The organism is Oceanimonas aquatica (assembly GCF_030732065.1).
In the GTDB taxonomy this organism is placed as follows: Bacteria; Pseudomonadota; Gammaproteobacteria; order Enterobacterales; family Aeromonadaceae; genus Oceanimonas.
Map to the genome: position 1 here is coordinate 108139 of NZ_JAVBHX010000006.1, position 12257 is coordinate 120395.

General features: G+C 63.2%; 12 protein-coding genes. 8 read left to right on the forward strand and 4 right to left on the reverse strand.

What is annotated here, in order from left to right; genetic code table 11:
• The first annotated feature begins 44 nt into the window (after positions 1-44).
• Positions 45-1673 (forward strand): methyl-accepting chemotaxis protein, encoded by a 1629-nt coding sequence (locus tag Q9290_RS10110; RefSeq protein WP_306079529.1) that lies wholly within the window; start codon positions 45-47, stop codon positions 1671-1673.
• 12 nt (positions 1674-1685) lie between these two features.
• Here Q9290_RS10110 and Q9290_RS10115 read toward each other — a convergent pair whose 3' ends face one another.
• Positions 1686-1907: a hypothetical protein gene (locus tag Q9290_RS10115; RefSeq protein WP_306079530.1), complete on the reverse strand. Its 222-nt coding sequence runs from the start codon at positions 1905-1907 to the stop codon at positions 1686-1688.
• Between the two features lie 122 nt (positions 1908-2029).
• On the opposite strand from Q9290_RS10115, the gene dinB reads away from it, so the two are divergent.
• Entirely contained in the window at positions 2030-3073 is a 1044-nt protein-coding gene (gene dinB / locus Q9290_RS10120; protein ID WP_306079531.1) for a DNA polymerase IV, read from the forward strand.
• A 9-nt stretch (positions 3074-3082) separates the two neighbouring features.
• Here dinB and Q9290_RS10125 read toward each other — a convergent pair whose 3' ends face one another.
• The 3 genes from Q9290_RS10125 to Q9290_RS10135 all read right to left on the reverse strand — a co-directional run bounded on the left by Q9290_RS10125 (position 3083) and on the right by Q9290_RS10135 (position 6685).
• The gene (locus Q9290_RS10125) at positions 3083-3427 is read right to left on the reverse strand and encodes a hypothetical protein (protein ID WP_306079532.1); all 345 of its coding nucleotides are present in this window, start codon (positions 3425-3427) and stop codon (positions 3083-3085) included.
• 81 nt (positions 3428-3508) lie between these two features.
• Entirely contained in the window at positions 3509-4972 is a 1464-nt protein-coding gene (locus Q9290_RS10130; RefSeq protein WP_306079533.1) for an aminoacyl-histidine dipeptidase, read from the reverse strand.
• Between the two features lie 78 nt (positions 4973-5050).
• Positions 5051-6685, reverse strand: a complete 1635-nt coding sequence (locus Q9290_RS10135) for a methyl-accepting chemotaxis protein (RefSeq protein WP_306079534.1) — start codon at positions 6683-6685, stop codon at positions 5051-5053.
• A gap of 324 nt (positions 6686-7009) precedes the next feature.
• Between Q9290_RS10135 and gpt the strand changes: the two genes are divergently transcribed.
• The 6 genes from gpt to Q9290_RS10165 all read left to right on the forward strand — a co-directional run bounded on the left by gpt (position 7010) and on the right by Q9290_RS10165 (position 12233).
• A complete protein-coding gene (gene gpt, locus Q9290_RS10140) occupies positions 7010-7480 on the forward strand; it encodes a xanthine phosphoribosyltransferase (protein WP_306079535.1) in 471 nt (156 codons plus the stop codon).
• A 48-nt stretch (positions 7481-7528) separates the two neighbouring features.
• Positions 7529-8776 (forward strand): esterase FrsA, encoded by a 1248-nt coding sequence (frsA, locus tag Q9290_RS10145; protein ID WP_306079536.1) that lies wholly within the window; start codon positions 7529-7531, stop codon positions 8774-8776.
• Positions 8777-8882: 106 nt separating this feature from the next.
• Positions 8883-9281: a sigma factor-binding protein Crl gene (gene crl, locus Q9290_RS10150; RefSeq protein WP_306079537.1), complete on the forward strand. Its 399-nt coding sequence runs from the start codon at positions 8883-8885 to the stop codon at positions 9279-9281.
• 102 nt (positions 9282-9383) lie between these two features.
• Positions 9384-10487 (forward strand): glutamate 5-kinase, encoded by a 1104-nt coding sequence (gene proB, locus Q9290_RS10155; protein ID WP_306079538.1) that lies wholly within the window; start codon positions 9384-9386, stop codon positions 10485-10487.
• A gap of 8 nt (positions 10488-10495) precedes the next feature.
• On the forward strand, positions 10496-11752 hold the full coding sequence (locus Q9290_RS10160) for a glutamate-5-semialdehyde dehydrogenase (protein WP_306079539.1): 1257 nt from the start codon (positions 10496-10498) through the stop codon (positions 11750-11752).
• A 52-nt stretch (positions 11753-11804) separates the two neighbouring features.
• Entirely contained in the window at positions 11805-12233 is a 429-nt protein-coding gene (locus Q9290_RS10165; RefSeq protein ID WP_306079540.1) for a hypothetical protein, read from the forward strand.
• The last annotated feature ends 24 nt before the right edge of the window (positions 12234-12257 follow it).

Consider the following 12257-nt stretch of genomic DNA (forward strand, 5'->3'; position numbering starts at 1 on the left):
ATCCCTTCTTAAGACTCAATTGAATTGTGAAGGGAATCTCGTTCATGAAGCTCGGTAATCTTTCCGTACGTGCCAAACTCTGGCTGCTGATCCTGGCCGCCGGTTTGCTGCTGACGACCCAGTCCGCCCTGTCAGTGCTGGATATGCGCGACTCGCTGCAACAGGAACGCCGCCATCAGTTACACGCCCTGCTGGACAGCGCCGACGGCATGCTCACGTTGCAGCAGCAGCGGGTGGAGCGGGGTGAACTCAGCCAGCAGCAGGCACAGGAAACCGCCCGACAACTGCTGGAAAGCATGCGTTATGACGGTGACGAGTACTTTTTCGTGCTGGATGCCGATACCCGCATGCTGGCCCATGGCGGCAACCCCGATCTCAACGGTCGGGAGATGCGCTCGGTTAAAACCGAAGACGGTCAGCCGGTGTTTGTGGACATGGCGGCGCTGGTGGGCAGCAATACCGATGTGGCGGAATTCAGCTACCTCTGGCCTCATGCGGGCAAGACCGAGCCTCAGCCCAAGATCACCCTGGCCAAGCCCTTCGAGCCCTGGGGCTGGGTGGTGGCGACCGGCGTGTACGTGGATGATCTGGACGCCGCCTTTCGCCATGATCTCATGCACATGGGCGGCCTGCTGCTGGGCGGCCTCTTGCTGCTGGTGGCGCTGGCCATTCCCCTCGGGCGCTCCATTACTCAGCCGCTGGATCGTATCAGCGAGATCATGAAGCAGGTGGCCGACGGCAATTTGCGTGTGCGTACCGGGCTCGACAGCCAGGACGAGCTGGGCAGGGTAGGGCGCCGCATCGACGACACCCTTGGTGTGTTTCAGGATCTGGTGCATCAGATAGCGGCGTCGGCGTCACAGGTGTCGGCCAGCGCCGAGGGGCTGGCCCGTCATGCCGAGGAAACCAGTACGGCGCTGGACACTCAGGCCCAGGAGGCGGAGCTGTTGTCGACCGCCATGAACCAGATGGCGGCCAGTGTGCGTGAAGTGGCGCGCAGTGCCAGTGAAACCGCCGAAGCCATTGAAAGCGCCGATCATGAAGCCGATGAGGGCAATCACGACGTTGATGATACCGTGCATCGCATTCAGGCGCTGGCGCAGGAGCTGGAGCAGGCAGCCGAGGTGATCCTGGCCCTGGAAACCGACACGGTGCAGATCGGCAAGGTGCTGGAAGAAATTCAGGCCATTTCGGAGCAGACCAATTTGCTGGCGCTGAATGCCGCCATCGAGGCGGCGCGGGCGGGCGAGTCCGGCCGTGGCTTTGCCGTGGTGGCCGATGAAGTCCGCCATCTGGCGCAGCGTACCCAGGGCTCTACCGAAGAGATCCGCAGCATGAATGAACGGCTAAATTCGGTGGCACGCAAGGCCGTGGAGGTGATGGGGCGTTCTCGTGAGCAAGCCGATGGCAGCGTGCAGACGGCCATGCATGCGGGCAAGGAGCTGGAGCGCATCGTCGAACAGATGTCCCGTATTCGCGACATGGGCGTGCAGGTGGCGGCCGCCGCCGAGCAGCAGAGCCAGGTGTCGGAAGAAATGAACAGCAACCTGATGCGTATCACCCAGGCCTCGGAAAGCACAGTGGTCACCGCCAGCTCGGTGGCCAGCAGCGGCGAAGAGCTGCAGCAGCTGGCCCACAGCCTGCGGGATCAGATCAACCGCTTCAGTACCTGAGGCGGCCGGCAATTAACGCTGTCGGTAGGAAAAGCGAGCGCAGCGCTTTTGCCTGAACTCGGCTAGCCGTTGGTGATATTCCCGCCTCGTGGGGGCCAGGTTATCACCGGCGGCTATCTGTTTTTTCAGGTGCTGTATGCGATCCCAGGTCCATTGGCACTCGGCCGTGGGGTAGTTGCCCTGAGCCAGGGCGGCATGACTGGTGAACAGGACCATGCCGATGATGCGTTTCATGCGCTCTCTCCGATTGTTGTTGTGGTTGAGTCCGGTGCTCCCGGCCACAGTTTAGGTTAGTATTTCGCTACTGTTTATTTTTCCAGTGCGTTGGAGCGGCTTTCGGCTCACTCTCTTGTGTTATGCGCAAAATCATTCATGTGGACATGGACTGCTTCTTTGCCGCGGTGGAGATGCGGGCTCACCCTGAGTGGCGGGACATTCCCCTGGCTATTGGCGGCAGTGCCAGCCGGCGCGGGGTGATTGCCACCTGCAACTACCCGGCCCGACAATATGGCGTGCGCTCGGCCATGCCCAGCCACCAAGCCCTGCGGCTGTGTCCCGGCCTGCTGCTGATCCCCGGCAACATGGCCGAATACAAGCGGATCTCCCAGCAAATCCGTGCCATTTTTCACCGCTATACCGAGCTGGTGGAGCCCCTCTCCCTCGATGAGGCTTACCTGGATGTGACCGGCAGCCCGCTGTTTGGCGGCAGCGCCACCCTGATTGCCGAGGACATTCGCCGGGCCATTCGCGACGAGCTGCAACTCACCGCCTCGGCGGGAGTGGCCCCCAACAAGTTTCTGGCCAAAATCGCTTCTGAAGAAAACAAGCCCGATGGTCTGTTTGTGCTGCCACCGGCGGCAGTGGCGGATTATGTCAGCGGACTGGCATTGGCCAAGATCCCGGGAGTGGGCCAAAAAACTGCAGAAAAGCTGGCGGCCATGGGCCTGGAAACCTGTGCCCAGGCGGTGGCCGCGGGAGAAGAAACGCTGGTGCACCGCTTTGGCAAATTTGGCCGCTTGCTGTGGCAACGAGCGCAAGGCAGGGACGAACGGCCGGTGCAGGTGGACCGGGTGCGCAAGTCGGTGGGGGTGGAAACTACCCTGGCGGCAGACATTTATTCTGCACCGCAGGGCCGGGAAATATTACAGCGGCTCTGGCCTGAGCTGGTGCGCCGGCTCAATGGCCGGGCCATTTGCGGCCTGTGCATCAAGCTCAAGTTCGAGGATTTTGAGCAGACCACGCTGTCACGGCGCACCACTGTGCTCGAACTGGACTCGGCCCTGAAGCTGTGTGAGCAGGCCTGGGTGCGGGCCGGGGACAGGGGCGTGCGGCTGGTGGGGGTAAGCGTGGAGCTTGCCGAAGAAGGGCAGGGGGCTCAGCTCGGGTTTGAATGGGACTGATAACCCCCTTTACTTCAGATGATCCTCTTCCACAAACCAGCCCTGGTTGTTTTGGGGCGCCGCCGGGGCGGCGGGCTGGCCGCTGCCCACCACGGCGGTGGGGCCGGCGGTGGTCGTCCGGTTGCCGGCCGACGCCACGCCCGTGTCGAGGGCCGGGGCGTCGCGGCCGTCGTCCGGATGGGCGCTGGCCTGGCGGGATGGCACGGCACTGTGATCCTGCTGAATGCCGGGAGCCAGCTTGCGGGTTTCGTCGAGCAGCTCGCGGCCAAAATCGACCGCCCGGCTGAGAATGTTGTCGGCCAGGGCCGGTGTGGCGACCAGCGCCAGCATCAGTAACAGAGCTTTTGATTTCATGACGCCTCCTGAGCATTGAACTGCTCAAAGCATAAGCGAAAACGCACGGGCTGAATACGCCCGCCTGATGGCGGTTTGTCGTTAGCTGACGCGCGCAGGAATGCGCTCCAGCACTTGTACCAGCAACTGCCAGAAGCGAGCCACCGCGTCTATGCTGACCCGCTCGTCCGGAGAGTGGGCGCCCTGGATGGTGGGGCCGAAAGACACCATGTCCCAGTGGGGATAGACGCTTTTCAGCAGGCCGCATTCCAGCCCGGCATGGATCACCTTGACCGCCGGCAGATGACCAAACACCTGCTTGTGGGTGTCGAGCACCAGCTGCATCACCGGCGAGTCCGGATCGGGCTGCCAGCCCGGATAGGCGCCGTCAAACTGTACCTTGGCCCCGGCCAGCTCAAAGGCCGCCGCCGTCATGGCTGCCACTCGCTGACGACCGGCGTCGTTCAGGGAGCGGATCAGACATTGCACATGCACGTGATCAGCGTGGGTTTCAATGACGCCCAGGTTGGTGGAGGTCTGGGGTACGTCCGCCATGGTGCGGCTCATGGCCATCACCCCGTGAGGGCAGGCCAGCAGGGCGCGGGTCAGCCGCTGCTGCATGGCCTTGCTCATGACGCGGGCGGGCGGCTCGGCCGGGTTCAGTTCAAGGCGAATAAAATCATCCACGCCGGCAAACTCGGCGGCGTATTGCTGCCGGCAGGCTTCAAGCAGGAAGGGCAGACGTTCGCATTCGGCTTCGGGCACCAGCAGCAGGGCCGAGGCTTCCCGGGCGATGGCATTGCGCAGGGTGCCGCCGCTGAGGCTGGCCAGGCGCACGCCGTGCTCTGCCGTGACGGCGTGCAGCAGCTCGGCCAGCAGCTTGGTGGCGCTGGCCCGGCCTTCATGAATGTTGATGCCGGAATGGCCGCCGCGCAGACCGGTGATGGCGAGCCGGAAGGCCTGATAACCGGCGGGCACCGGCTCGGCCTCATAGGGCAGGGTGATATTGGCATCCACGCCACCGGCGCAGCCCATGTACACATCGCCGTCCTGCTCCGAGTCGGTGTTCAGCAATATCTCTCCCGTCAGCAGTTCTGGTTTCAGGCCAAAGGCGCCGGTCATGCCGCTTTCCTCATCCACCGTCAGCAGCACTTCCAGCGGGCCGTGCTTGAGCTGGTTGGCGGCCAGCACCGCCAGACAGGCGGCCATGCCGATGCCGTTGTCGGCACCCAGGGTGGTACCGGTGGCATACACCCAGTCGCCGTCGATACGCGGACGAATGGGATGCTGAGTAAAGTCGTGCCCGGTGTCGGCATTGGCCTGGGGCACCATGTCGAGATGGGCCTGCAGCACCACGCCCTTGCGGTTTTCCATGCCGGGACTGGCAGATTTTTTAATGATGAGGTTGCCGATGTCGTCCTGATGCACAACCAGACCCCGCTCGCGGGCCCAGTCGGCTATCCAGCGGCGCAGCGCCGCTTCGTGGCCGGAAGGGTGGGGAATGCTGCAGATGGTGTCGAAAAAGCCCCACAGGCTGGTGGGGGACAGGCTACGAATGGACATCATGGGATCACCGGCAAGAAAACGAATGCGGTAAGCTTACCTCGCTCTTGCCGGTGTTCGCCATGGTTATCACTGTGGTGGTCAGGCCTTGAAGCCGTTTACCTCGTCGGTCAGGCGCTGGCCCAGGCTGAACAGGGCCTCACCGGCGCTGTCGGTTTCCTGGGTCTTGCTGCGTACCTCTTCCGCCAGCTCGCTCAGGCGCGTGAGGTTGCGGCTCATTTCCTCGGTGGTCTGGCGCTGCTGCTCGGCGGCGGTGGCAATCTGGTTGTTCATGTCGTTGATCAGCCCCATGCGCTGGGTGATGGTGGCCAGGGCCTCGCCCGCCTGCACCGCGCTGCCCTGGGTCTCCTCGGCCCGCTGCATCAGGGTGTTCATGCGGCTGACAGTGTCATCCGATTCCTTTTGCAGTCCGAGAATGATCTGCTCGATTTCGTTGGTGGAGCTTTGGGTGCGGGTGGCCAGCTCACGTACCTCGTCGGCCACCACCGCAAAGCCCCGGCCCTGCTCGCCGGCCCGGGCCGCCTCGATGGCGGCGTTCAGGGCCAGCAGGTTGGTCTGCTCGGCAATGGTGCGAATGACTTCCAGCACTGTGCCAATGGTCTGGGTACGCTCGGCAAGAGCCCCCAGCCGCTGCTGGGCCTGCCCCAGCTCCTCCACCAGCGCCGAGGAATATTCACAGGTGTCGGCCACCCGTTGCGAGCCCTGCTCGGCCGCCTGGGCCGATTCCTCGCTGGCGCTGGCGGCCTGCTCGGCGGAGCGGGCCACCTCGCTGCTGGTGGCCAGCATTTCCTGCATGGCGGTGGCCACCTGCTCGGTTTCTTCCGACTGCTGCTCCGACACGCTGCGGTTGTGGCGCACTATGTCCGACAGCCGGCTCGAGGCCTGGTTGACCTCCTGACTGATGGGGGAAAGCCGGCGAATGGTGTCACTCAGACGAGAGCAGAACTGGTTGAAGCTTTGGCTGAGCTGGGTGATCTCGTCCCGCCCGCTTTCATCCAGCCGGCGGCGCAGATCCGCCTCACCGTGGGAAATATCGCGCAGGGCGCTGACGGTCTGGCCCACCGGGTTCAGTATGCTGCGGATCAGCACCACGGCCACCAGCACCGCCAGAGTCCCCAGGCCCAGCATCAAGGTCATCACCTTGCCGGCCAGGGCCATCAGCTGGGTTTCCACGTCGTCGATATAAATGCCGGTGCCGATGATCCAGCCCCAGGGCTTGAACAGCTGCACGTAGGAGACCTTTTCTACCGGCGCCTCATGGCCGGGCTTGGGCCAGAGATAATGCACAAAGCCCTGGCCGGCCTCGTCGACCCGGCGCACCATTTCCACAAACAGCTTTTTGCCGTCGGGATCCGCAAAGCCGCTCAGGTCGCCGCCATTGAGCTCCGGTTTCATGGGATGCAGTATCATGCGCGGCTGATGATCGTTGATCCAGAAGTAGTCGTTGTCGCCGTAGCGCAGGCCGGCAATGGCTGCCATGGCCTGCTCCTGAGCCTGGGCCGCGGACAGCTGACCGCCCTGCTGCAGTTCATGGTAGTGGCCGGCGAGGCTCACCACCGACTGCACCTGGCGCATGGCCTGCACGCGTTTTTCTTCCACCAGGCCCTGGTAAAAGAACCACAGCATCAGCAGGGTGACCCCGAGAATGCCGGCGGAAAGCAGTATCAGATTGAGGTAAAGCCGTTTTGCGATGGTCAGAGAGCGTAGCCAGTTCACATTCATCTTCCTTGATTGAGTCCGGGAATGCCGCATGTTCACGCATTTTAGACAGCCGCGAGAGGGAGGGATGTAAGCAAAATGTAAAAACGGGATCTGGTCGTCTGAGACTTTGGTCTAACCTATAAGCGTTGTGGCCCGCCGGCAAAAAAAGCTGTTTAGCTGGTCAAGAATGGGCGTGATCTCTATAATGCGCCCATTGTTTGCTCGCTGCTTTCAATGGCAGGCGTTTCTTCGTTCGTGAAGGGGTGTCGGCTGGCGCCATTTTGCGTGAGGCGGCAAGCGGCCATTCTGTTTTAAAGCCAACACCCAAAGGTTCTCTCTATGTCCAACAAATTCGTCGTCACCTGGGACTCATTTCAGCGCGAAGCGCGTAAGCTGGCCGCCCGTCAGCTGCCCGCCAGCCAGTGGAAAGGCATTATTGCCGTCAGCCGCGGTGGTCTGGTACCTGCCGCCATTCTGGCCCGTGAGCTGGGCATTCGCCACGTCGACACCCTGTGCATCTCCAGCTACGACCACAAGCAGCAGCGTGATGATCTGCAGGTGCTGAAGCAGGTAAAGGGTGACGGTGAAGGCTTCCTGATCGTTGACGATCTGGTGGACACCGGCAACACCGCCCGGGTGATCCGCGAGCTTTACCCCAAGGCCAAGTTCATTACCGTGTTTGCCAAGCCCAAGGGTGAGCCGCTGGTGGATGACTTTGAAGTGCGCGTGGGTCAGGACACCTGGATTGAACAGCCCTGGGACATGAGCGTGACTTTCTTACCGCCCCTGTGCGAGCAGGACGAGGCGTGATAAAAAGGCTCTTCGGAGCCTTTTTTACGTTTTAACGCCGGAGTCTTCATGACAAGCCAGCAGAGCAACCTGAGCGAGCGGCTGTTTTCCACCGTGCAGCACGCCCCGGAAACCTCCACCATCGCCTTTGTCGGCCGCCGGCCGCATACGCAGCAGGAGCCGGCGCCCTACGTGGATGGTGCCGACCTGCCCGGTTTTTACCGCTTGCAAAAGCGGGCTTTCTGGCACTGGCTGGGGTTCGACAGCATCGAAGTCGAGGCGACCCTGGCCCGCATGGCGGCCGCTCCCGGGCCCCGCTCCGTGGATGGCTGGCTCGACACAGTGAATGAATACCGGCCCGGCAACTGGGTGTTTGAGTGGAGCCGGCTGGGCGCGGAGGCGCAACAGCGCGCCCGCGAGGCCGACACCCCCGAACAGACCCGGCGAGAGTGTCTGGCGGCGGCCCGTTATTTTTCCCTCGCCAGCTACCCGCACCTGAAGGGCGATCGGCTGGCGCTGCAGGCCCAGTTGCTGGCCAATCAGGCCTACCGGGAAGCGGGCCGGCTGCTGCCGGTGCCACTGAAGGAGTTGCGCATTCCCTTTAACGGCAAGGAGGTACAGGGCTACCTGCACCTGCCGGCCAACGACCGGCCGCTGCCATTGGTGATCGTCAGCGGCAGCCTCGACAGCCTGCAGCTCGACTTCTGGCGCTTTTACGAGCGTTACCTGGCGCCCGCCGGCATTGCCATGCTCACCGTTGACATGCCCGGGGTGGGGTATTCGTCCCACTGGCCGCTGGTGCAGGACAGCAGCCGGCTGCATCAGGCGGTGCTGCATCATGTACCCAACATTCCCTGGGTGGACGAGCGCCGGGTGGCCATGCTGGGGGTGCGCATGGGCGGCAATGTGGCCGCCCGGCTGGCCAGCCTGGAGCCGTTTCGGCTGCGGGCCGTGGTCAGCATTGCCGGCGCCGCCAACCTGTTCTTTACCGAGCGGGACCGCTTTATGCGGGCCCCGGCCATGCTGCGGGACAGCATCGCCAATCGTATGGGCATGAAAAGCAACGACTGGGAAGGGGTCTATCAGCACTGTCGCGGCCTGTCTCTCAAGACCCAGGGGCTGATGGGGCGTTCCTCACCGGTGCCCCTGCTCAGCATTGGTCATCGCCACGACTTTCTTTGCCCCGAGCCCGAGATCCAGGCCCTGGCCGCCGCCAGTCGCTGCGGTGAAGCGCTGGTGCTCGACAAGCTGCCCCTGCTTCAGGTGTATGAAACCTCGCTGGCCCGTACCCGGGATTGGCTGTTAGCCCACCTTTAACCCCTGCACAAGCCATGGCTGCGGCTTTTTTGGCCACCAAGGGCGGCCAACCTTTATTATTGGGTGAAAAAGCGTTACATATAGGCCAGTTACCAGGGAGGTGGTTATGAGTACTGAAACGGTGAGTCATCAGAAACTGTTGCGCGTGTTTACGGCCATTGGTCCTTACCTGCGCAGTGAGCAGTCTACGGAAAACAGCTATTTCTTTGATTGCCTGGCGGTGTGCGCCAGTGCCAAGGCCGCGCCGGAAAAACGCGAGTTCTGGGGCTGGTGGCTGAAACTGTCGCCCAAGAGCGAGCAACACTTTGAATTCCACTACCGGCTGGGCTATTACGACGTCGATGGCCAGTGGCGGGATCGGGCGATTCCCCGCAAGCACGAAGACGAAGTGGCGCGCACGTTGCGCGATTTTTACGACAAGCTGGCCACCTGCCTTGATGAACTCTCCCTCAGTGCCGGCCCGGCGCCGGAGCTTGGCGACAAGCACCTGCTGAGCCCCGCCTGATGGCCCGGCGGCCGAGCGCCGCGAGGGCCGTATTCTGTCCATCTTGATTCTGCCGGCATCATGCCGGCATTGCTGTGTTGTAAAGGAGCCGCAGGGCGTTCCATGAAAGGCAAAACCATTGTTGTAAAACTGGGTACCAGTGTGCTCACCGGCGGCACCCGCCATCTCGACAAGGCACACATGGTGGAGCTGGTGCGCCAGTGCGCCAGTCTGCACCGGGCTGGCCACCGCATTATTGTGGTGACCTCGGCGGCCATTGCCGCCGGGCGCGAGCATCTGGGCTTTCCCGAGGTGGCCGGCACCATGGCCAACAAGCAGATGCTGGCGGCGGTGGGGCAGACCCAGCTGATCCAGACCTGGCAGTCGCTGTTTAATATTTATGGCCTGCACGTGGGCCAGCTGCTGCTGACCCGGGCCGATCTGGAAGACCGGGAGCGCTACCTCAACGCCCGGGACAGCCTGCGCGCCCTGCTCGATCACCGTATTATTCCGGTGATCAACGAAAACGACGCCGTCGCCACCAACGAGATCAAGGTGGGCGACAACGACAACCTGTCGGCCCGGGCCGCCATTCTGGCCGAGGCCGATCTGCTGATCCTGCTTACCGATCAGCGTGGCCTGTTTACCGCCGATCCGCGCAACAACCCCGACGCCCAGCTGATCGAGGAAGTACAGACCATCGACGATACCCTGCGCAAACTGGCCGGCGGCAGCGTCAGTGGCCTGGGCACCGGCGGCATGGCCACCAAGCTGCAGGCCGCCGACGTGGCCCGTCGCGCCGGGGTGGACGTGGTGATCGCCACCGGCCAGATCCCGGAAGTGGTGGGCCGGCTGGCCGCCGGTGACCGGGTGGGCACCCGCTTTCCGGCCCTGGCCACACCGCTGGAAAGCCGCAAGCGCTGGATCCTGGCGGGGCCGCCCCCTCACGGCGAAATTCATATCGACGCCGGTGCGGTCAGGGCGGTGATGGACAAGGGCTCCAGCCTGCTGCCCAAGGGCATAGTACAGGTGGAAGGACGCTTTCGCCGGGGTGAGGCGGTGCGCATCGTCAACCCCGACGGCCGCGAGCTGGCCCGGGGCATCTGCCGCTACGACGCTCAGGATCTGGAGCGCATCAAAGGACAACACTCAGACCAGATTGAAACCCTGTTGGGCTATGGCTACGGCAGCGTCGCCATTCACCGCGACGATCTGGTGCTTTTGTAGGAGATACCATGGATTTGCAACACATGGGCCGAGCGGCCCGCGACGCCTCGTACCTGCTGGCCGAAGCCAGCACTCAAACCAAGAACGCCGCCCTGGTGGCCATGGCCGACGCCCTGGAAACTCATGCCGAGGCCATTCTGGCGGCCAACGCCAGAGATCTGGATGCCGCCCGGGCCAATGGCACCGGTGACGCCATGCTCGACCGGCTGATGCTGAACTCACAGCGGCTCACCGCCATTGCCGATGATGTGCGCAACGTGGTGCGGCTGCCGGATCCGGTGGGCGCCGAGCTGGAGTCCCGGGTGCTGGAAAACGGCATGCGCCTGTCCCGCCGTCGGGTGCCCCTGGGCGTGGTGGGGGTGATCTACGAGGCCCGTCCCAATGTCACCATCGACATTGCCGCCCTCTGCCTGAAAACCGGCAATGCCAGCATTCTGCGCGGTGGCCGGGAAACCTTTCACACCAATCAGGAGCTGGTGAAGGTCATTCGTCAGGCGCTGGCGGCCTGTGAGCTGCCCGAGTCCTGCGTCCAGTACATCGGCGAGCCGGGCCGGGAATGGGTGAGCGGTCTGCTGAAACTGGATCAGTACGTGGACATGATCATTCCTCGTGGCGGCCCCGGTCTGCACCAGCTCTGCAAGGAGCAGGCCACCATACCGGTCATTATCGGTGGCTTTGGTATCGGCCACATCTTCGTGGACCAAAGCGCCGATCTGACACGGGCTGTGGACGTAATCGACAACGCCAAGACCCAGCGCCCCAGTGTGTGCAACGCCATCGATACTCTGCTGGTGCATGAGCAGGCCGCCGCCGAGCTGCTGCCGGCCCTGAGTGCGCGCATGGCCGACAAGGGCGTGACCCTGGTGGCCGAGCCCAGGGCGCTGGCGCTGCTGAAGGACGGTCCGGCGACCGTGCGCGCCGCCGAAGACGGCGATTTTGATACCGAGTGGCTGGGCCTGACCCTGGGGGTCAAGCTGGTCAGCGACGTGAACGCGGCACTGGCACACCTGCGGGCGCACAATGCGGCGCATTCCGATGCCATTCTCACCAACTGCCTGACCAGCGCCGAGCGCTTTGTAAACGGTGCCCCGTCGGCGGCGGTGTATGTGAACGCATCCACCCGCTTTACCGACGGTGCCCAGTTCGGCCTGGGCGCCGAGGTGGCGGTCTCCACCCAGAAGCTGCACGCCCGGGGCCCCATGGGGCTGGAAGAGCTGACCAGCTATAAATGGGTGGGTCAGGCGGATTACCTGATCCGCCAGTAAGAGCCAGGGGTCGGCAGACCCCGGTTTTTTGTTGCGAGGGGAGAGGAGTATTATGCCGTCCAAGTTGCTGGATGCCCTGTTGCTGGCGATGCCCTTGTCGCCCACGCTGGAGTCCTGGCGTCAGCACCTGATCAACCATCTTAATTACCCGGTCCAGGGCGCCCAGAGTCTGTTTATCGGTGACCCTGTGCTGGTGATAGTGTCGTTTCAGCAGGACAGGGCCGAGGTACTGTTGCCGTCCATGGAATGGCGCCATCACGACATGCAGACCACCAAACCCAGCTCACGGGGCGTGGTGGATGAGCACAGCGGCAGCCTGGAGCAGTTGCTGGCGCTGGTGGAGGAATGCATTGCGTTGCGGCTGAAGTCGTTTCATGAATGCAGCCGCTGCGGCAAGCGCTGCGCCCCCGAAGCGCTGGGATCCTTGATGGGCGAGCCCACCTGCCGGGACTGCCTCAAGGGCCGGCGAGTATTGTTCTGATCAAAAAGGGAGCCTGAGGCTCCC

Excerpts from the sequence above, each read along its gene's own strand:
- Q9290_RS10110 (WP_306079529.1), top strand. The coding sequence starts at position 45 with ATGAAGCTCGGTAATCTTTCCGTACGTGCCAAACTCTGGCTGCTGATC.
- Q9290_RS10115 (WP_306079530.1), bottom strand. The coding sequence starts at position 1,907 with ATGAAACGCATCATCGGCATGGTCCTGTTCACCAGTCATGCCGCCCTG.
- dinB (WP_306079531.1), top strand. The coding sequence starts at position 2,030 with ATGCGCAAAATCATTCATGTGGACATGGACTGCTTCTTTGCCGCGGTG.
- Q9290_RS10125 (WP_306079532.1), bottom strand. The coding sequence starts at position 3,427 with ATGAAATCAAAAGCTCTGTTACTGATGCTGGCGCTGGTCGCCACACCG.
- Q9290_RS10130 (WP_306079533.1), bottom strand. The coding sequence starts at position 4,972 with ATGATGTCCATTCGTAGCCTGTCCCCCACCAGCCTGTGGGGCTTTTTC.
- gpt (WP_306079535.1), top strand. The coding sequence starts at position 7,010 with ATGTCCAACAAATTCGTCGTCACCTGGGACTCATTTCAGCGCGAAGCG.
- frsA (WP_306079536.1), top strand. The coding sequence starts at position 7,529 with ATGACAAGCCAGCAGAGCAACCTGAGCGAGCGGCTGTTTTCCACCGTG.
- crl (WP_306079537.1), top strand. The coding sequence starts at position 8,883 with ATGAGTACTGAAACGGTGAGTCATCAGAAACTGTTGCGCGTGTTTACG.
- proB (WP_306079538.1), top strand. The coding sequence starts at position 9,384 with ATGAAAGGCAAAACCATTGTTGTAAAACTGGGTACCAGTGTGCTCACC.
- Q9290_RS10160 (WP_306079539.1), top strand. The coding sequence starts at position 10,496 with ATGGATTTGCAACACATGGGCCGAGCGGCCCGCGACGCCTCGTACCTG.
- Q9290_RS10165 (WP_306079540.1), top strand. The coding sequence starts at position 11,805 with ATGCCGTCCAAGTTGCTGGATGCCCTGTTGCTGGCGATGCCCTTGTCG.